8 protein-coding genes are annotated in these 23,209 nt (G+C 42.0%); 6 read left to right on the plus strand and 2 right to left on the minus strand.

The features are described from left to right. Positions 1-29: 29 nt before the first annotated feature. The 3 genes from SAR02S_RS09210 to SAR02S_RS09220 are packed head-to-tail and all read left to right on the plus strand — an operon-like array spanning position 30 to position 17,945. The gene (locus SAR02S_RS09210) at positions 30-14,546 is read left to right on the plus strand and encodes a hypothetical protein (RefSeq protein ID WP_041959031.1); all 14,517 of its coding nucleotides are present in this window, start codon (positions 30-32) and stop codon (positions 14,544-14,546) included. A 10-nt stretch (positions 14,547-14,556) separates the two neighbouring features. After that, positions 14,557-16,677, plus strand: coding sequence for an ATP-binding cassette domain-containing protein (locus tag SAR02S_RS09215; protein WP_041959032.1), 2,121 nt, complete (start codon positions 14,557-14,559; stop codon positions 16,675-16,677). After that, the gene (locus tag SAR02S_RS09220) at positions 16,674-17,945 is read left to right on the plus strand and encodes an HlyD family type I secretion periplasmic adaptor subunit (protein WP_041959034.1); all 1,272 of its coding nucleotides are present in this window, start codon (positions 16,674-16,676) and stop codon (positions 17,943-17,945) included. The genes SAR02S_RS09215 and SAR02S_RS09220 overlap by 4 nt, the downstream gene beginning before the upstream one ends. Positions 17,946-17,976: 31 nt before the next feature. Here SAR02S_RS09220 and SAR02S_RS09225 read toward each other — a convergent pair whose 3' ends face one another. After that, a complete protein-coding gene (locus SAR02S_RS09225; RefSeq protein WP_041959036.1) occupies positions 17,977-18,735 on the minus strand; it encodes an acyl-CoA dehydratase activase in 759 nt (252 codons plus the stop codon). Beyond that, a complete protein-coding gene (locus SAR02S_RS09230) occupies positions 18,735-20,054 on the minus strand; it encodes a double-cubane-cluster-containing anaerobic reductase (RefSeq protein WP_041959038.1) in 1,320 nt (439 codons plus the stop codon). The genes SAR02S_RS09225 and SAR02S_RS09230 overlap by 1 nt, the downstream gene beginning before the upstream one ends. A gap of 262 nt (positions 20,055-20,316) precedes the next feature. Here SAR02S_RS09230 and SAR02S_RS09235 point away from each other — a divergent pair, with 262 nt between their 5' ends. The 3 genes from SAR02S_RS09235 to SAR02S_RS09245 all read left to right on the plus strand — a co-directional run bounded on the left by SAR02S_RS09235 (position 20,317) and on the right by SAR02S_RS09245 (position 23,207). Beyond that, entirely contained in the window at positions 20,317-21,081 is a 765-nt protein-coding gene (locus SAR02S_RS09235) for an undecaprenyl-diphosphate phosphatase (RefSeq protein WP_041959040.1), read from the plus strand. A gap of 44 nt (positions 21,082-21,125) precedes the next feature. Continuing rightward, positions 21,126-22,655 carry a PAS domain-containing sensor histidine kinase gene (locus SAR02S_RS13250; RefSeq protein ID WP_052433589.1) on the plus strand — a complete coding sequence of 510 codons (1,530 nt, stop codon included), beginning with the start codon at positions 21,126-21,128 and terminating at the stop codon, positions 22,653-22,655. A gap of 87 nt (positions 22,656-22,742) precedes the next feature. Then, entirely contained in the window at positions 22,743-23,207 is a 465-nt protein-coding gene (locus SAR02S_RS09245; protein WP_041959042.1) for an EF-hand domain-containing protein, read from the plus strand. The last annotated feature ends 2 nt before the right edge of the window (positions 23,208-23,209 follow it).

Consider the following 23,209-nt stretch of genomic DNA (forward strand, 5'->3'; position numbering starts at 1 on the left):
TTTAAAGCATAGCGAGGAGGGATTGAGGTATGGCTGGTACACCTGAAGTTAATTACAGTAAGAGTACAACAACTCTCAAATCACCTCCTTCTGCTGGAGAAAATATCAATCTTTTTTTACGTCCTGGAGATGAGCTCTCTTTAGGTATTGATCTCTCAAAAGCCACCTTGCAAATTGTCGGTGGTGATGTTATCGCAACACTGCCTAATGGTGGGCAGATTACATTTGTTTCGTTAGGTATGATGGCATTTGAAGCGAATGCTCCTATTGTTAAATTACCAAGTGGTATGGTAATGCACGTTGAGCAGATTTTAAATAAAATTCAAGATATTGGTCAAGTACCTAAAGATTCTATTTTGGTTTCGGGTCCTGTATCTTTGCAAAGTGAGCAAGATCATTCTGCAAAGAATGAACAAAGTAAAAAAGATGAATCACCGGTTAATGATTATAACGCTTATTATGTAGACCCTCAACCGTTTATTAAACCTCAAGATAATACCAATGCAAAAGAGAGGAGTGGCAAATACCTTCAAGAAGCTGTGACAGAATACACCAGTAATAATCCTGCTGTCAGTGATAGTAATGAAAAAAATAAAGCTTCAGAAGAACAAAGTCAAAGTCAAACTAAAACGAAAGACAATATAGCGGATGTTTCTGCAGCACTTTCGTTTGATATCGGTTTTTATCAAATAAAAAGTTCAGACTCTTTATCTGGTGGAATTACAACCGTATTGGGTGGTACAGGAAGTACCCTTGGTAATGTGAGTAAAAGTGCCACTGCACAATTTCAAGCAGAAACACTTGATTATCGCAATGATGCTTATCCGACGGTTATTACTGCGGACAATTCTAATTTAGTCAATGCCACCTACCTTACCAAGCTTGTTCGATTGAGCGTTTCGCAACCCATAGGTTTTGCGATTAGTGATATCACCATTACGGGATTATCCAGTGCATTTCAAATTCTAAATGCAGATTTTTCATCCGCTAACACAACGGGCGGTGGTTGGAGCTTGAATGCTACCACTGGTTTTACGTCAACCGTGACAGATGGTGGCGAAACGATAGAGTTTTATATTCGTTATGAGCCAGGTTCTGCTAGCATGAGTCTCAATTTTGATTATTTGATGAAAGTTAATTTAACATCACAATTTGATATGGCAAATGTTCCTCTCGCAAAGCAAGCGGAAGTTGTTGTACCAGAGAAGACGTCCCTTACAAATTTTAAAGATATTGGTGTTGTTGTTAAGGATGTCAATAGCGAATCAGATTACACCTATACCGGGCAATATCCGAGCGGATTTGTGGTTGATACTACACCAAATGAAAATATCATTTATACCTCTAAATCAAACTCAACCGTCTATGGCGGACTCTCTAGCGATGCAATTTATGGCAATATTGGGAATGATACTCTTAATGGTGATAAAGGGAATGACACGCTGAGTGGTGGGGCTGGAGCAAATATTCTAAATGGTGGAGATGGCATAGATACCGTTAGTTATGAGACTATGACCAAATACAGCAATGATTTTTTATTTAACCATCTTGCCACGATTGATCCCTCAACGGGCTCTGTGTATGCTAATGACAATAAGGGGATTAGTGTTGATCTTCAAGCGGGGATTGCAACAGGAAAAACGGTCTATGATGCAACCAGTGATATTGCAACAGGTGAAGAGACACGTAGCATTAGCGATACGATCAGTGGTGTTGAATATGTTATAGGCTCCAAATACGATGATACACTTCGAGGGGATGCTGGTAATAATAAACTTGTTGGCGGAGAGGGAAATGACACCCTTGAAGGCAGAGATGGGGTTGATTGGTTAGATGGCGGATCTGGAAATGATTGGCTTATTGGGAGTACGAATGATTATATGATTGATGGTGGAGATAATACCGATACGATTGATTTCTCCAATAATTCGAACGGTATTATCATTACGCTCAATAATTCTGCTAATGGGACGCTTGGTAATATTAACAGTTCATCGGCGACAACCATTGTTAAAAATGTTGAAAATGTTGCAGGTACTCAATATAAAGATATTATCAATGGCGACAGTGCTGACAACCTTTTAATTGGTGGATACGATCATAGCGCACTCTCTGTAAGCGCAAATGATGATACGATCACTGGAGGAGCAGGAGCTGATACCATTGTTGGTGATGTCATGATTGATAGTGTTGTCGCGAGTGTCATTTATGCTGGCAGTGACATTCTCAGTGGTGGTGCTGCAAATGATACTATTTATGGAGATTCCGCTCCCATTTTAAGTAACACAGAAGTCGAAGTCTCTGCTGATCAAAGCGTAGAGTACATCCGCAATACCGATACCGATGCAACACTGGCAACGATTCATGGGGGCAATGATACCCTGCAAGGTGGGGTTGGCGATGATTATATCAATGGTGGTAGTGGATACGATACCGTTGATTTTAGTAGCTCTTCTTCGAAGGTGTATGTTAACTTGAATGATACCGTTGCTACGGGTGATGGCAATGATAAAATTGTGAATGTTGAAAATATTATTGGATCAAACTCAACTTTGGGTGATACCCTTATTGGAAATAATTTAGTCAATACCATTTCAGGCAGTAGTGGGGGCGATACACTTAGTGGCCTTGGTGGCAACGATACGCTAGATGGCAAAACAGGCAGTGATTGGGTGGATTACAGTTATGCGTCTAGTGTGAGCGTTAATTTAACCGATGGTACAGGTGTCGTTTCTGGCAGTGATAGTGATACGCTGATTTCGATTGAAAATGTGATTGGCTCAAGCGGTGCGGATGTACTTACAGGTGCACAAGGAAGTGTCAATACACTTTTAGGAAAAGATGGCAATGATCTGTTCTACGGTTATTTAGATGGTGATACACTGGATGGTGGTAGTGGTATTGATACTGTCGATTATGGCAATATCAGTAGTAAAGTGAATATTACACTTGGTGGAACCAACAGCGATAAACTCGTTGATATTGAAAATATTTATGCCTCTTCCAATAAAGATACACTGGTGGGAAGCAGTGATGTTAATATTCTTGATGGACGTGGTGATAACGACACTTTAAGCGGTTTGGCGGGAGATGACACCCTTCTTGGTGGCGATGGTAATGATACCCTTATTGGCGGTTCTGGAGCAGATGTCCTGAGTGGTGGAAATGGTCAGGATATGGCGGATTATTCAGCTTCAAATGCCATTACCGTTAATTTAACAACGAACAGTGTCAGCGATGGGCTGGGTGGAACAGATACGCTTAGTAGTATTGAGATCATCAAAGGTTCTCTCTTTCAAGATGTTATGACAGGCTCAAATGCTTCAGATACGTTTATTGGTATGGATGGTAATGACACGTTTTATGCAACAGGCGGCAATGATATTTATTATGGTGCTGATAGTGGTGTTGTAAGCGATAGTTATAAAGACAGGGTTGATTATTCGACGCTTGCAAGCATTAATAATATTGTTGCTGATCTTTCAACCAACAATGTGTATTTGCGTGATGCTTCCAATGCGACGCTTTCAACCGACACGCTGTACAGTATTGAAGAAGTGTATGGCACGATGGGCGATGACACACTCAAAGGTGGAGCTGGATCGTCAAATACGTTGTATGGAAATGATGGTAACGATACGTTAACGGGCAATTTGGATGGCGATTATCTTGATGGTGCGAGTGGTGTCAACATTGCAGACTATAGTGCTCGTACACAAAATCTTACCGTTGATCTTTCACTCTCTTCTAAAAATATTTACCTCTCAGGTGCGACACCATCAACCTCTAATTCAGATACGTTAGCAAATATCCAAAATATTAGCACAGGAAGTGGGGCTGATACTATTACGGGAAATAGTGCTGATAACACTCTTAAAGCAGGTAGTGGTAGTGATACTCTTTATGGTGGCATAGGAGCTGATCTTTTATACGGCGAAGCAGGCGATGATACATTTATCGGTGGTGCGGGAAATGACACTTTTTATGGTGGTATGAGCAGTGTACTTGATAGTGGTAATGATACGGCAGATTATACGACAGCACTTTTTAGCATTGATGCCAATCTTGCAACAGGTATTGTCACAGGAAATGCCGCAACAGAGGGCACTGATACCTTGTATGGGATTGAAAATATTGTAGGCTCAACTCTTGATGATACACTCAAAGGAAAAGTAGGTGTTGCCAATACGCTTAAAGGTGGCAGTGGCAATGATACCCTTTATGGCGGACTAGATGGTGACTACCTCGATGGTGGTACAGGTACAAACCGTGTTGATTACTCGGCAGAAACGAGCGATGTTTCAATTAACCTGACAACCAGCAAAGCCAATTATACAGCCACTCCTCTCGTTTATGATACGTTACTTACTCTACAAAACGCTACATCAGGCAGTGGTAATGATACCTTAGTTGGTAAAAGTGGCACGGTGAATATCCTTAAAGGTGGTTTGGGTAATGATACATTAACGGGTAACTTTGATGGCGATACGCTTGATGGTGAAGGTGGAATTGATACACTCTCTTACAGTAGTTTAGCAACCTCAACAACGGTTGATTTAAGTACAAAAACGATAGCTTCCACCAGTAATTTAAGCAATAAAGATTATTTTGATAACGTAGAATTGGTTCAAACAGGCTCGGGTGCCGATAACATTACATTAAGTGGAAGCAGTGACACTGGGGCTTTTACCATTGATGGTGGTAGTGGTATTGATACCATTGATTACAGTGCTATTTCTGAAAATATCACACTTACGATGGCTGGAGCATCTGATGCAACAGTGGTTGTAGGTACTGTTGATAGTAATGATGATGTGATTCGAAATATTGAAAATGTAAAAGGTTCTAAAGTCGCCGATACAATTACGGGCGATGCACTCATAAATATCATTTACGGCAATGAAGGCAATGATATTCTAAGTGGTGGGGCGAATAATGATACCCTTTACGGTGGTGCTGATAACGATACCTTGTATGGTGGCGTTGGTGTTGATTCTCTTTATGGTGAAGCAGGGGATGATACCATTGTCATTGCTGCAACAGATGTTGATGGAAGTTCTGATCGCTATGATGGTGGTACTGGTATCGATACGATAGACTATAGCATTTTAAGTGATAACCTGAACGTTACACTCAATGCAGCTGCTGCTGGGGCCGCAACAACGACCAGTGCCAACATTGGTGCTGACACGCTTTATAACATTGAAAATGTGATAGCAGGTAGTGGGAATGATACACTAAATGGGGATTCCCAAGCCAATATTTTGATAGGAAATGCAGGCAACGATACGCTCAAAGGTGGATCGGGTGCAGATACGCTTTATGGCGATGATAGTGCTAATACACTCAGTGGTAATGACCTTTTAGAAGGTGGCGATGGTGACGATACTCTTTATGCAGGTTTGGGTGATGATATCCTAAGAGGTGGTAGTGGCAACGATACTTTTTATGGAGGTACGGGCAACGATACACTGGATTATTCAACTGCGGGGGTTGCTATTACAGCGACATTAGGTAGTTCACTGATTACAGGTGAAGGTGCGGATGTTGTTGATTTGACGAGTATTGAGGTGCTTAAAGCTGGCAGTAGTGCTGATGTCATCACTATGGCAAACAGTGGTGTTTTATCAACCATTTATGCAGGTGCAGGCAATGATATTATTACTGGTGGAAGCCAAGTGGATACCATTTATGGCGAAGCAGGGGCTGATACGATAAGGGGTAATGCTGGAGCTGATATTATTGTTGGCGGGGATGGTGATGATCTCTTTTATGGAAATATTGATGGCGATGTAATTACGGGTGGCGAAAGTGGCGAAACCAGTGGTGATACAATAGATTTTTCGGATGTTTCTACCGCACTGGTCGTCGATATGGTTGCAGGAACTGTCAATACAACCGCTAGCACGTTTAGCGAAATCGAAAATATAACAGGTGGATTAGGTAACGATACCGTCTATGGTGATGCCAATGCCAATACACTCAAAGGTGGCTCAGGCGATGACACTATCTTTACTAGCGCAGGCGTGGATTACATTGATGGTGGCAGCGGAAATAATGATTGGATAGATTTTTCTGCGATTGCTGCAACCCCAATTAATATCAATTTATCAACTCAAAAAATTATTAATGATGGTTATGGCAATACGGAAACCATTGTCAATATTGAAAATATCAATGCAGGTAGTGGTAGCGACACACTCTATGGCGATGGAATGAATAATACCATTTACGGGAACCTCGGGGCTGATCAACTATCGGGTAATGATGGCAATGATGTTTTATATGGCGATAATGTAGGAAATACGCATACGACCACGGATGGGCACAATACGCTTGATGGTGGAGCAGGTTCTGATACGCTCTATGCAGGCGATAGTGGCGATACCCTCATCGGTGGCGCTGGTACTGATACACTTTATGGCGCGGCAGGAGCCGATACCCTTATGGGTGGCACGGGAGATGATACCTTAGATGGCGGTGCTGGAATTGATGTTGCGGATTATCGAAGTGCCTCTGCTAAAGTTGTGATTGCATCCGTATCGGCTAACGTAAATGATACGACTGATTTAACCACAGGAGTCTTAAGCGGTACAGAAGGGACAGATATCATTACCAATACGGTTGAGGTTATCTATGGTAGCTCTGGCTATGGTGATACGATGAGTGGTAATGCTAATGCCAATACGTTTTACGGTTGGGGTGGTAATGATACCATCAATGGAGGATTTGGAGACGATACCCTTTACGGTGGTGTTGGTGATGATACGATTGCTGGTAATGGTGGCAATGATTTTCTCGTTGGTGGTGATAGTGTTGGGATACTTGCTGGATGGGATACGGTTGATTACGCTTCAGATACAGCGGGTGTAACGGTCAATCTTACTGCAGGAACAGCAACAGGTACTTCTGCAGGTAATGATACCCTCAGTGGTTTTTCACGCGTTTTAGGTTCAGATTATGTCGATACCCTGACTGGTAATGTAGGTGCTGATGATTTACGTGGTGGTGGCGGTGATGACTGGTTTGTGATGACGGCTGGAAATGATACCATCTATGGCGGTACGACATTGCAGACTAACGGGGATACAGTAGATTTTATCAATGCTGTAACGGCTGGTATTATTGTGAATCTTACGACGAATAATGCCAGTGGAACTGATATTGGGACGGATGTTATCTATGAAGTTGAAAATGTCTCAGGTTCAAATTTTGCCGATACCATTACAGGTGATGCCAATGCCAATATATTAGTCGGGCGAGCTTTAAATGATACGATTTTAGCGGGCGCAGGTGCTGACATCATTTATGGTGATGATAACAGTGGTGCAGTCGTTGATGGTATCCAAACGGGTAATGACTCTTTATTCGGGCAAGATGGAAATGATACGATTTATGGAGGGCTTGGTAACGATAGCCTTTGGGGTGGCAATAATAATGATACTTTGTACGGTGGTAGCGGAAATGATTATTTAAACGGCGAAAGTGGTATCAATGTTTTAGATGGTGGCGCTGGCAATGATTACTTTGAACTCGCAGATGCAACGGCAACCAATACACTCACGGGTGGGTTGGGTACAGATACAGTTTCGTTTTACTACACAGGTTCTGCCGTTACGGTAAATTTGGGCACATTATCGTCTAATCAAGCAACAGGTGGCGCAGGAACAGTTAACTTCATTGATGCGATTGAAAATGTGTCGGGCAGTGGATATAACGATGTGATTACCGGCAATGCACTCGACAATGTTATCAATGGAAATGATGGCAACGATACACTTTATGGCGCTGGTGGCATAGATACTATTTATGGCGGGGCAGGTGCTGATAAACTTTATGGTGATAGCGCAGCGCCAACGCTTAGTGATGGTAGCAATACCCTTTATGGTGGCGATGGCAATGATACGCTTTACGGCAGCCTTGGGAATGATACACTTTATGGCGAAAATAACGATGATACTATAGTTGCTATGAGTAGTAATGATGGCAGTGATGTCATCGACGGAGGTCAAGGAACAGATACTGCTGATTATACGGCCGTTACCGCTAATATCAATGTGACATTAGCGGATGCTGCGGTTGCAACAGTGAGTGTTACAGGTGGCAATAATGACACGATTGTCAATGTCGAAAATTTCATCGGGGGTAGTGGCAACGATACGATTACGGGTAGCGCTAGTAATAACTATCTTAATGGCAGTGCAGGTGATGATACCCTAATGGGTGGTGCAGGCAATGATACTTTAACCGATTCTATTGGCAATAATACATTTGTGGGTGGCGCAGGTGATGATACCATCAATGGTACAAGTGCAACAAGTAGTTGGTTGGATTACTCACTTGATGGTATCATTGAGGGTGCTGTAACAAATCTTAATACAACCATTAACCAAGTCATTTCAACCAATAGAGGCAATGACATAATAACTGGGGTGAACAACATCACGGGTTCTGCTTATAATGATATTTTTTATGGTAACTCAAACGTCAATACGATTAATGGTGGAGCAGGGGATGATGCCATCGAGGGCTATGGTGGTAGTGATATTTTAGATGGTGGTTCCAACACGGTAGCAGGGGATACCGTGAGCTATTTTAATGAAAATAAAATTAGCGTGACCCTGAATGATTCTGGAACTTCCTCTGTTGGTGTGTGGAATGGAAGTAATTATACGACAGAAGTCGATACCATCAGCAACTTTGAAAATATCTCAGGTTCTAATAATGGAGCAGATATTATTTTAGGAAATGCCTCAAACAATACAATTTGGGGTAATGTAGGTAATGATTCACTGTTTGGTGGCGCGGGAAATGACTCAATCGATGGTGGCTCGGACAATGATACCATAGCAGGTGGTGTTGGTGTGGACATCCTCTCAGGTGGTTCTGGAAATGATGTCCTTCGTGGTGGAGGAACAGCTTATAACAACGGCAGTGCCGATGGTTTTGCTGATACACTTTATGGTAATAGTGGGGATGATGTTCTCTATGGCATACTTGATGGTGATACGCTTTATGGTGGCGATAATGCCACAACGTTCAATGGAACTGATACCCTTAATTACAGTGAATTAGGTGCTGGGAGTGCCGTTTATGTAGATATCAATGCCACGGCTGGATCGTCTTTTGCTCAATTAACAACGAATGCTGCGATCAAAGATACCATTTTTGGATTTAACAACGTAACTGGAAGTAATGGGGACGATACCATTGTAGGTAATGTCAACAATAACAGTCTAAGTGCAGGTTCTGGGAATGATGTGTTGTATATGAGCGCAATTGCTACGGTATCGTCAGTGTCCAATGCAGGTACTGATAATATCGATATGGGAACAGGCGATGATAATCTGTATATTTTTGCATCCGAACTTACAAGTTCAGACATCATCAATGGTAATGCAGGCAATGATACGATAACCTTTAGAGATGGTGGAACCATCAGTGATGTTACCAAATTTCAAAATGTATCCAATGTTGAGTTCGTTCAATTTGCAGATGTTGCCAATACCATTAGCCTCGATACAACGAAGCTAAATGATGTAAAACTGATTGGTGGCACAACAACAGATATCTTTAACTATGCCATAACCAATTTTGATAACCACGATAGCATCGATGGTGCGAGTGGAAATGATACCTTGTCCTTTACAACAGCAGGAACACTCACCGATTTAATGCTCAGTTCTATTTCCAATATGGAAAAAATACAACTTGCTAATGGAACCAATACAGTTACGGTTGACATAAGCAGTGTTGGTGGCGGAGTTGCAACGCTGTATGCAAATAGTGCTGGAGGTACCAATACCTATAACTATTCACTCTCAAATCTCACAAGTGTGGATAAAATTGTGGGTGGTGGTGTAAGTACGACAGATATGATCCAATTCTTAGATGCAGGAACCATTGCAGACGATACGAGATTTAGTGGTCTTAGTTTTATAGATCAAATCAAGCTTGCCAATGGCACAAATACCTTCAACATCGGCACGAATGAAGCTCAACTCAGTGGAGTGAGTATTCTCGGTAATAGTGGAATTGATACGTTTGTTTATACTTCAGCGGCATTAACCGATGGAACTGCGAATGCAAAATTGGCAGGATCTGGTGGCAATGATATTTTACAAATTACGGGTAGTACGAGTGTTGTCAATGCAAATCTATCAGGATTTACTGGCATTAATACCTTAAATTTAAACAGTTACACGGGCACTATTGCACTAGGCTCAAACGCTACGACTATGGGACTTACCACCATTGATGCGAGTAGCAATGCTGGAACATTGAGTATCGATGCTTCAGGTATGAGTTCTTCCGTTACAATAAATGCGACAAATGCTAATGGAAGTACCTATAAAGGTAGTGCTGCAGCAGGAGATATTTTAAATATCAACAATGCGTTAACCAGTCAAAATGCTTCGAGTATCACAGGTATTGAAACCATTAATGTCAATGCCAATACCACCTTTACAGGTGATATTACAGGCGTGACAAATCTAAGTGTAGCAGGCGCAAAAACACTTAATGTTGATGCCAGTGCACTAAGTAGTGATACGATGAATATCGCCAATTCTGGTACTTTAGTGATCAATAATACCAATAGCTCCGTACTCAGTGGACTTACCTTTACAGGTGCAGGTGCATTGCAAATTAATGGAACAGGCGGCAATGATAGTATTACCCTCAATTCCACACTGACTTCTTATACGGGTACGATCACGATAGATGGTGGTGCGGGTGATGATATTCTCGTAGGGAGTAGTAAAAACGATACTATTTTTGGTGGTGCCGGAGCTGATACACTAACGGGTGGCGCAGGAACCGATAGACTCGATGGTGGAGAAGATGGCGATGTGTATCGTTTTACAGCATTAGCAGATATTTCAGCAGACATCATTACCGATACTGGTAGTAGTGGAACCGATCTTATCTTTATGGATGCTAGTGGTAGTTTCTCACTTGCGGGCATTTCGGTCAGTGGTATGGAAGGCCTTAAATTTTATCAAGGCGCTGGAGCGCAGACCCTTACAATCTCAAAAGCACAAGCAGCTCTTTACTCTGATTTTATCGGTTATTCTGGTGCTACAGATACTGTAGCTGTGACGGGTGTAACGAGTAGTCTCGATATGGACAGTGGAAAAACGTATACCAATATTGCAAAAGTAAGCGTTGATGCAAGCAGTGCTTCTGCCGCCCTTACCCTTACGAGTGCATCAACCGTTTCCAATACTATTACGGGTGGCAGTGGCAACGATACAATTATAGCAGGAACACTTGCCGATACGCTAGCAGGTGGCAGCGGCAATGATACGTTCAAAATGGACAGTAACTATTTAACCTCTGCCGATACCATTTCGGATACGAGTGGCACAGATACGCTTGAAATCACCAATGCAGGAGCCATCATCACGGATGCTCAATTAACCAATGTAACGAATGTGGAGATTTTAAAATTAGCAGCAGGATCTTCGGTTACATTAGGAGCAGAGGCAAACAATAGTGGTAACGGTTTTACAACGGTTAATTTAAGCGCAGGCGGGACTAATACCGTTACCAATAGTGCCATCAATAATCTTACCGTTATCGGTGGTGCTGGCGCTGATACACTCAATGTCAGTGGTGGTGTCGCCATCAATGCTAGCAATCTCAGCAGTGTTGAAAATCTAAATATTACCAGTGGTACAAGTGCTATGAGTGGTACACTCAGCGTTGCAACGACAACGATCTCCTCCGGTGCTACACTAACAACAGCAACGCCTTCGACAGCGCTTTCTAGCAGTACGATCAATGTGAGTGGTACACTCAGTGCAACAAATGTTAATGGCACCGATATATCGCAAGTGACCTTAAACAGTGGTGGAACAGCAAGCTTTACACTTTCAACAGGCGGAACATTTGACGCTAGTGTTGCAGGATTTAGTAAAGATGCCAATGGACTGCTTAAAATTTATGGTAACACTGGCAATGAAACGATAACGATAGACAGTGCAAAATTTACCAATGCGGGTGATCTCATCAGTGATTCGACTGGAGCTAGTGAGACTGACACTTTGATTGTAACTGGTAGCAATGCAATAGACTTTACAAAAATCAGCGGTATGGAAATCATTGATTTGACAAATTACAATGGCACGACATTGACAACCAATGGTACAACGGGTGAGACGATCAAAATTGATTCTACCTATACTTCTATTAATACAGGTGGCGGAACGGATCAGCTTTACATTACTGCCAATAGTGTTGATTTAAGTGGTGCAACACTGAGCAATATTGAGAGTTATTATGTTGCAAGTGGGGCAACATTGACGCTTAAGGCCTCAGATGTTTCAGGCAAAGCCGTTAGCGGTGCTGGAAATATTGTGGTGATTCACAGTGCAGATTCGTCCTATGATCTCTCAAGTATTGCAACGAGTGGAACAAAAACGCTCGAGTTTAGTGCCACATCAACCTTTAGTGGTACATTAGGATCCGTATCGACGATTAGTGTGGACAATGGTATAACAGCAACAATGACAGCTTCTGCACTTAATGGTAAAACCGCGACACTTTCAGGAGCAGGCGCTCTTGATATAACTGCTGGCGCAACAGCCGCTGCCAATAATTTTGCAAACCTTACGAACAGTATTTCGGGAAATGTAACACTCAATGTGACAAGCGCATTAGACTTGACAGCAGCAACACTCGGCACTGCTCTGGATAAACTCAACACAAGTGCCTTAGTAACGCTAAGTGGTGCGCAAGCAAATGCCATTAGCCAATATTCAGGAGCGGGGAATATTACCGTTGAAGTTGGAACGGCATCCAGTGTTGATCTTTCGATTAAGACACTAGCAGGTTACAGTGGTGCTTTTACCTTTAATGATGGTACGGGTGTTCAAACATTGACAGGTACGATGAACAATGATATTTACAACGTCGATAATGCTTCTGTCAATATTTTCGCAAATTTTGGTAACGATACGATTAATATTTTATCGTCACTGGGTAGCAATTTATCGGGAGGCATTGATGGTGGTGGTGGAGCGGATGTACTGAATATTAATAAAAGTGGCTTAACGTTTAATGCCTCAAATATCACCGCTGTTGAAGTCATCAATATCAATCAATCAACAACATTTACAGGCTCACTCTCCGCTACAACAACAACGATTGCTTCGGGTGTAACGCTTAGTGCAGACGCTTCTGTTATTAGTGGTGAAACGATTAATGGTACGGGAATACTCAGCGTCACCAATCTTGATGCAACGCTGGGTGCTGACTTTTCTGCGGTTGCAGGAGCTACTACGCTTAATGTCGATTGGAGTGGAATAGGTACATACACAGGCAATTTAACCAATGTTGATGCCTTGAATATCTCAAGTGGTACAATGAGCGTCACGGATGATATTCTAGCGGGACATATGACCACAGGCACAGGCGCTTTGATTGTGGATGTGGATAGCAATCTAGCGTTTACATGGTCAAATATTGCGGCATCATTGAATGAAACCGTCAATTTTACGGGTGGAACAACCTACACCCAAGCGCTTACCAATGTCGATGCGATTACCTTGGCAAGTGGCGTGAGCGTTGATATCTCTGGTGCGACCATTGGTGCGACTACCACTTCGGTTGCAGGAGCAGGTGGCAGTGAATCCTTGACTCTTAACAGTAGCTTTTTACATGTAACCTCTAGTGTTGATTTAGGTGGTGCATTGGATACCTTGAGTGTGACTGGCAATACAACATTGACTGCAACCGATTTTGGAAAAATTCAAAACGTAGAAACACTTGACCTCAATAACTATACGGGTACGGCAGATTTAACCAGCACAAGTGGCATTACACAGCTCAATACGGGTTCAGGTGTGAACAGCACAACGATTGATTATGCAATGAATGTAACCGATAGTGGAGGGGCTGACACTCTCTATACGACTGCTAGTATGAATTTAAGTAGCAACACACTTTCAGGCATTGAAACGCTCAGTGTAGCAAGCGGAACGACAACAACGTTGGATTACGATGATCTTGGCACTGGTAAGATAACAACCCTTACAGGTAGCGGTAGCGTTTCTGTTAACGGTGCTACTTCTATGGATATTCACAGTGAGAATATAGCAGGGTTAGGTTCTGATAAATTGGGCATCACAGGTACAGCAGGAGCTGATAATTTGGTGCTTGATTTTAGCCAACTGGATAAAATACAGTTTAATGGTGGAAATGGAAGCGACACCGTAAGCCTTACAGGTTCTAATGCATCTGTTTTCAATGATTCAACGGCGTTTAGCAATATTGAGACATTAGATATCTCTTCTTTGGGATTAGATAGTGGAGGATTAACCATCAATGCTTCATCGCTCTATGCCTTTGATAGCAATACAACCAGTCTTAGTGATGCATTAACATTGGATGTAGCGAATGCTCAACTGGGAAATATCTCTCTAAGTAATATAGCGAGCGTGAATGGTGTAAGTGATGCTGATCATATTTGGTCGTTGGCTGCTGCGGGCGATTATACGATCACAACCACCAACAGTGAAACGCTTTATATGCATGTCGTTTAAAAGGTTGAATGTGAATAAGCAAACCAATTTACCTGATATTAAAAATAATAGTAAAAGCGATACGCTCTTACTGGCGTTTAAATACATTCTTGATTTTTACTATGGCAATGTCTCTTTTGAAACCATCCAAACTATTTTAGCGCACGATAAAAAGCAAACCAATGTGGATGATTTGCGCTATGGCTCTAAAGATTTTGGTCTTCAATTTGAAGAGATAGAGCTCTCTTCTGATATGGTTCATTCGCATCTTTTCCCATGCATTGTGATTGCTGAAAATGATGATGTTGGCATTGTCACCTCTTTTGAAGAAGGCATTGCAACACTGCTCGATCCCCTGACGCAACACCAAGAACATGTAGGCATTGAAGTGCTTCAAGAACGTTTCTGCACACTGCTCTCTTTTTACAAAGATGTCTCTTATAAAAATATTTTGACACATGAAACCAAAGACAAAGAGTGGTTTTGGAAGCATCTTTTGGATGCAAAAGCTGACATTATCCGCGTAGGTGTTTTAACGGTGTTTATCAATCTTTTTATTATTCTCATTCCTATGTATGCGATGAATGTCTATAACAGGGTTATCCCAAATTTTGCAACCGAAACACTGTTTGTTTTAACGATTGGTATAGCCTTTATTTTTATTTTCGATGCGATTTTTAAAATGGCTAGGGTGTACATTTTAGAAAGTATGGGTAAACGCATTGGTAGCATTTTAGAAGAAGAGATGCTTAAGCGCATTCTTCTCATTCAAAGTGGTCATGACCATTTGCTCGCGGGTTCCAAAGCCAATTTATTTCGAGAAATTGCTCAAATTCGTGATTTTTTTATGTCCAAAAGTATTGGTTTAGCGCTTGATTTACCTTTTGTTTTTTTAACGCTTTTGGTTATTTTTATTATTTCTCCTGCCATTGCAGCTGTTACATTTGCCTGCGGATTCATCATTGTTGGCATCAATCTCGCGTTTCAAATTACCATTTTTAGTTGGAGTAAAAAGCTTTTCAAAGATGGACAGATGAAGCACAACTACCTCTTTGAGACGATCAAAGGTATCGAGACGTTAAAGCTCACCAATGCTATTACACGAAGACTTTTTAAATGGCGTCAGCTGGTTAATTTTTACAATTTTATCAATCTCAAAATTCAGATGCACTCTAACATAGCGATGAACCTCTCCGCTGTTGTGATGCAAATGGCGACGGTATTGACTTTGGTTGTGGGTGTTTATGAAATTCAAGATAAAAACATGACCATAGGTGCGCTTGTGGCACTGGGTATTTTAGTCGGGCGCGCGATGGTGCCTATTGTCAATATCTCAACCATTTTGAGTAAATACAAAGAGTTCAAAGAGTCCTTAGAATCCATCAATAACTTTTGGCATCTGCCTTTAGAAACACAAAAATCAATCGAAATTGGCATTCAAACCTTGCAAGGTGACATCGAATTTAACAATGTGACCTACACCTATTCAGGTTCTAAAGCACCTTCTTTGATGGGTGCAACGTTTAAGATAAAAGCGGGTGAAAAAGTAGGGTTTATCGGTCGAACGGGTGCTGGTAAAAGTACCGTTCTAAGGCTTCTATCAGGGCTTGATACCGCACAATCAGGCACCATTCACATCGACGGTCATGAGATCAACACCATTCATCCTGTGGAGCTTCGTGCTAACATTGGCATTATGCCTCAAGAGCCATTTTTATTTGCAGGAACACTGAAAGAGAACATTGAAATCGGTGTGAACATTGGTAAAGAAAGACTCATAAAACTGCTTGCGATGACAGGACTTGAAGAGTTAGTCAAACGTTCAGGCGAGGGTGAAAACTTCCAAGTGGGCGAAAATGGAAACAGGCTTTCTGTGGGTCAGCGTCATTTGGTGGGATTAGCGAGGGCACTCATCAATGACCCTGCTATCATTGTCTTAGATGAGCCAACAACGGGTATGGATGTAGGACTTGAAAAAGAGATGGTAGAACATCTTAAACCGATGGTGAAAGACAAAACGCTCATCGTCATCACGCACCGTTTTGCAGCACTTGAGCTGGTCGATAGAGTACTCGTGGTTAATAATGGTCGCATCGTTGCCGATGGCGCTCGCGATGAGATATTACGACAATTACAGGGTAAACAACCATGATTAATAAAATGATGATTGAAAAACGCTGGAATTATTACATTACCGTTGTGCCTATTGGGCTTTTTTTTCTGGTATTTTTTCTGTGGTCGGCATTCAGCGAAATCGATGAAGTGGTACGAGGAAACGGTAAAATTGTCCCCTCTGGCCAGACAAAAATCCTTCAACATATGGAAGGTGGCATCGTCTCTGAAATCTTGGTTAAAGAGGGCGATCATGTAGCGATCAACCAGCCGATCTATCAGCTCAACCAAGCCTTTTTTACAGCCGATCTCAAAGGAAAAGATTTGGATCGTGTCTCCTTGCAAGCTAAAGAGCAGAGATTGATGAGCTTGATAGATGACAAAGAGTTGGTATTTGATAAAGATGTAACCGAGCAGTACCCTGAAATTGTACACAATGAATTGCAAATCTTTCGCAGTGAAAAGCTCAACAATTCTGAGCGTCTTAATGGCGTTCAACAAAAAGTAGAACAGAGGCAGTATGAACTTAAAGAGTTAGAGAGCAGGCAAAAAAACCTCTCACTAGAGCTCAATATGGCACAAGAAAATACTTCTATTACCGAGCAGCTGATGAAATCAGGTGCGGGTTCACGTAAAGAGTATCTTTTTGAGATGAGCAAAAAACAAAATCTCATCACGCAAGTCGATGAGGTGAAAAACCTCATTCCTGTCACCCAAGGTAAATACAAAGAGGCGATGTATGAACTAGGCTCCATTCGTTCTGACATTCAATCAAAACTACTCAATGAACTCAAAGATGTTCGCCTCAAACTCAGCCAGCTTTCGCAACAAAGTGAAGCGAGCGTTGATCGAGCAAACCGTCTTCTCATCACTTCTCCAGTGAATGGCATCGTCAATGTGCTTTATTTTCACACAGTCGGCGGAACGATCAAACCGGGTGATAAGGTAGCGGAAATCACGCCTCTTGAAGAGGGCTTGATGATCGAAGCGAACATCAAAGCAGCTGATCGTGGACGCATCTGGATGGGACAAAAAGCCAACATCGAAATCACCGCGTATGATTACGCGCGTTATGGCATGATCGAAGGCGAGCTTGTTTCCATCAGTCCTGACAGTTTTACCAACCAAAAAGGTGAGATTTTTTACGCCGTGAAAATCAAAGCTTCCAAAGACAGACTGGGTCCAAACTTGCCTATCATGCCCGGAATGGAAGCGGGGGTTAACATCATCACAGGTAAGAGAACCGTACTTGGGTACATTCTGCTTCCACTCAAACGTATGGGGAAAAATGCTCTTTTAGAGCCTTGATAGTATCAAGGCTTTTTACATGTAAAGAAAATTACTGTAACACTTCAAGCCCCGAAAGTGCCGCACCCACTGCTCCCATAAGCTGAGGATGTTCGGGCACGAGGATTTTGCGCTCTAGTTTGAGTTCTAGCATATGATGTAAAAAAGGGTTGAGTGCGCCGCCACCTGTGAAGACGATACAGTCGTTTGGATTGAGCACAAATTTTTTAGCCATGGACGCCAAACGCGAAGCGATGGATTCGTGGACTCCCCAGCAGATGTTTGCCAAGCTCTCTTTTTTGGCGATGAGTGAGATGACCTCAGACTCGGCGAAAACGGCGCACATGCTGGAAATGGTGAGCTCTTTGTCGGCGTCAAAGCCTACGTTGGCGAAGGTTTGCATATCAAGCCCTAAGCGATTGGCTGCGATTTCTAAAAATTTACCAGTTCCTGCCGCACACTTGTCGTTCATGCGAAAGTCGGTAAATCCACCGTCATCACCCATTTTAATGACTTTGCTATCTTGCCCGCCAAGGTCGATGACGGTTTTAACTTCGTTGTGAAAAAAGTATGCCCCTTTGGCGTGGGCTTTGATCTCGGAGATGACGGGCGCACCGTGCGAGTCTCCTAGCATATGCCGTCCGTAACCCGTGGCGACGAGCATCTTGACCTCTTTGTCTGCCAAATACTCGCCCACGATGACGTCTTGGTTAAAAATAGTCGGGATCACCGCATGATGGGTGATCTCCTTTTCGCGACCAATACCGATGATTTTTGTATAGGTTGATCCTATATCTACGCCCCAAAACATTATTTGTTAGCGAATGCTTCGGCTTTTTGTTTAAACGTAATGCTCTCCAAAAAGGCTTCCACACGGGTTTTAATTTGCCCTGCATCTTCAGGAGAATAATCCGACTCAATGACAAGGCACGGAATGCCTTCTTTCGCTAAAGCTTCCGTCACAAGGTGCGACTCGACATTGTACGTGTGACAAAATGAGAGCGTGTAGTAGATGACGCCATCGGCTTTGCGGTCTTTGTACATTTGGATGATTTTATCGGTTCTGCCTGTATTTGGCGTGAAACAGGCACAGTCGATTTTGGAGTAGCGTTTCATCAAACGCTCATAGAGTTCGTCTTCATCTTTAACGCCTTCGATGTCTACATTGTCTTTAAAGTAACGATGACCGATGCACCCTTCTTCATTGATGATGCACGCACCTGAGCCTTCAACAGCGGTATGAAGTTTCCAGTTTGGTGGCGCAATGGGTGTGCCTAGAACCATGATGCGAGGGGTATTTTTAGGGAAAACACTCACTTTGTTTTTAATGCGAACATCCAGTTCATCGCAGAGTTCATTCACTTTTGCAGTAAAGCGTTTTGGGTCATCTAAAAAGCTCATTTGGCTGATGAAAAGTGCGTCTTTACCGCTAATAGGCATGATATCTTGGTGCATGCCACGAAGGGTATCAAGACGTTTCATCGCATCACGTTTGGCGTTAATGAGCCTGACACCATCAAGCATCTCAGCAAGGCTGAGTTTTTGCTCACTTACCTCTTCGATGTGCTTTTTAAACTCTTTGATCTCCTCTTGCCACATTTTGAGATCACGTTCGCGTTTCATGTGCGGAATGTTCATGACATGCACAGGATGATGTTTGCCTAGGAGTTCCCATGTTTTTTTCTTCGCTTCACAAGTGGTTTCACCGTAGATAAAATCGGCTGATTGGGTATAGGCACAAGTGTGTTGGAGCTTAAAACCATAGGCTGATTTGATGAGTGGGCAGATGTTGCGAGGCAGTTCGGTTTCAGCATCTGCGATGGGAGGGTTTGCTCCGCCGCACAGTCCAAAACAAGCCCCACCTGCACCTACAACAATCTCTTCAGGAACGAAGATACAAAAGGTTCCCACCGCAGGTTTTTTTTGCGCTTTTAGCGCGTTAATTTCTGCAATGCGTTCTGCTTGAATCTCACTCATAAACCAGTCAAAATATGCCATTGCTTTTGGACGGTTTGATTGGCTCATAAAACCCGCTTGATAGCCTGCAAGTCCCATGCCCATCATTTTTGCATGACGTTCAACGTCAACACCAATACTACTTAATAAATCTTTGTGGAGTTCAACACCCATTGTTTTTCCTTATTGTGAAAAATGTGTGCTGTGAGGTTTACATGTAAAGCGGTAAGCAGGTGAAAAAGAGGTGCTACTTCATGTATGTCTAAGCCTTAGACCAACAGCATTTAATGTATTGTAATCTACTAAAGATTAAAACTCAGTAAAGCTTACTTGACCAAGAATTTTGAACCGATACACCTGACATGTTTGGCTTTACATGTAAAGTCTAATATGGCTTATGTTACAATCTTTTTTCATTTTACATGTAGGAATTTTCGTGGATATATTACAATCAATCATCATGGGAATCGTTGAAGGTTTCACCGAGTTTTTGCCCGTTTCTTCGACAGGGCATATGATCGTTACGGCAGATTTTTTAGGCATTAAGCAAGACAGTGTGACCAAGGCGTATGAGATTATCATTCAGTTTGCGGCTATTTTAGCGGTTGTTTTGGCGTACAAAGAGAAGTTTACGTTCAAAAAAATTGAGCTTTGGAAGAAAATTATTGTTGCATTTTTACCGATTGGTATCGTTGGATTTTTATTTTCTAAGCAGATCAAAGCACTTTTTAGTGTCGATGTTGTGGCAACTATGTTTATCATTGGTGGTGTGGTTTTCCTTATTGCTGAGAAGTACTACAAACCCAAAGAGCATTTTATCAATGATGTCGAAAAGGTAAGCTATAAACAGGCATTTTTAATTGGTTTGGCGCAGGTTGCAGGCTTGGTTCCAGGTACGAGCAGAGCTGGTTCAACCATCTTAGGAGCTATGTTTGTGGGATTGACTCGAAAAGCCAGTGCAGAGTTTTCGTTTTTACTTGCATTTCCTGTTATGAGTGCGGCAACGGGTTATAGCATCGTTAAAAATTACAGTGAATTTAATGTTGACAATCTCATTGTTCTAGGAGTTGGTTTTGTGGTAGCGTTTATTACGGCGTACTTTACCATCAAACTCTTTTTACGCTTTTTACAAAGTTATACTTTTGTAAGTTTTGGTATTTACCGCATTATCTTTGGAGTAGCGCTCTTAGCCTATTATTAGGCAAAATATTGAAGTATCTTTACCCTTAGAAAAGGAATCAAGTCATGTCGTATAGTTTTCTCAAAAGCTTTTATGATTCGATGCGAGAAGGGCTTTATGCCTTTGATGCTGATGGTAAAATCACCCATTTTAACCCTGCTGCCCAAAAGCTTTTAGGCTATGAAGAAGCGGAGCTTTTAGGCAAAATTGGGCATTTTGTGTTTCATGCACACCATGACAATCAAGGTTTATTGCAATGCTCCCTCTACAAAGCTTTTTTACAGAGCAAACCGTATGAGGGAGAAGAAATTTTTCTAACCAAAGATGGCAAATGGATTGATGTGTCTATTCGGGCAAATCCTCTTTTGGAAAAGGGTGTCACGAAAGGCTATGTTGTCTTTTTTTGGGAAGTGCCTCAAAAATGTCACCTTCAAAATGACGAGACAATGGAAGAGCTCAAGAGTCGTATTTTTCATGAAGAAAGCGAACTAGAAGAGAGTGAAGCTTTTTACGAGCAGATTTTTGAGACCGCCAATCTTGGCATTTGTATTCTTGACAAAGAGGGACGTTTTGTGGCTCTCAATTCTGCTTACAGTAAGATATGCGGTTATTCTGAAGCGGAGTTAATCGGAAAGCATTTTAACCTCCTTGTTCCGGAAGTTTTACGAGAGATAACGCAAGCACACCATGACACATTTCTCAAACACGATGCCATAGCCTACGATGGTGAGATGGAGTCTTTACGAAAAGATGGCAAGTGCATTCATGTGTATGCCTCTGAAGGGATTTTGGAGCATATTATTGGAGGGCCTTACAAGATCATGACGGTCTTTGACATTACAGAGATGGTTGAAGCTAGGCAGGTGCAAAAAGAGCAAGAGGCGATGCTGGTTCAGCAAAATAAGCTTGCAGCGATGGGTGAGATGATAGGACACATCGCCCATCAATGGCGCCAACCGCTCAATGTTATGAACATCACCACGCTAGACCTCAAATTCAAACATGAATTAGGAACATTGAGTGGAGAAAAGCTTCATAGTGCTTTGGGTTTGATAGAGTCACTGACCGAGCAGATGAGCAATACCATCAATGACTTTATGAATTTTTACACACCCAACAAAGAGAAAAAAGACTTTTCATTGTATGAAACAGTACTTTATGCGACCAAAATTGTTGAAGTCCAATTGAATAATGAGGGTATTTCACTCTCGATTAACATCGACCCTGCATTAAAAGTGCATGGACTCGCCAATGAATTGCAACAAGTCATCCTCAATCTTGTCACGAATGCTAAAGATGCATTTCGAACGAAAGAGATGGCAACAAAACAGATCTGCTTAGTGGCATGGAGCAGAGATGAGCAAATTTATTTGAGTGTGGAAGACAATGCGGGTGGCATTGATGAAGCTTTGATGGAGCGCATCTTTGAGCCTTATTTTACCACCAAAGGGAAGATGCAAGGCAGTGGTATTGGGCTTTACATCTGCTCGATGATTATGAAGCAGAGCTTTGGGGGCATCATCAAGATAGAAAATATTACCCATGAAGATGTCACGATTGGAGCACGATTTATCTTGGAATTTCCAAAGTGTTAAGCTTTTTCTTAGGGTATTGTTACCTTTCAGTTACTCTTTTAAGGGTACAATAATACAAAAGGTACTTTGCATGGAAAGGAGTTTAGTATGACAATAGGAAATTCTCTTACCGCCACATCTTCAGCTTATAGTAGCAGTAATGTTCACAGCCAAAGTAGCGCAAGTGGCATGTCATCATCGCAAGATTTTGGTAATATTATGAGTCAGATGGCAACATCACTTATGACTTCAATGGATACTAATCAAGACAATAGCATTGATAAATCTGAATTTCAAAGTGCTGTAGATGCTCTTTCAGGCACGACATCAGATTCGACGAGTAGTTCAAGTAAAGTATTTGATGCACTCGATACCAATAAAGATGGCACGATTAGCTCCGATGAGCTTTTAAGTGCTTTGAAACAATCTCAATCTTCCACCGATATGTCGGCGCAACAAGCATCTACGAAAAATTCGATTGAAACGATGCAATCTACATTATTGCAAAAGATTTTGGCTTCTTATGGCAATACAGATACAACAACAAGCAGTAGCGCAAGTCTTACCGCTTAGAA

Source organism: Sulfurospirillum arsenophilum NBRC 109478, assembly GCF_000813345.1.
GTDB lineage: Bacteria > Campylobacterota > Campylobacteria > Campylobacterales > Sulfurospirillaceae > Sulfurospirillum > Sulfurospirillum arsenophilum.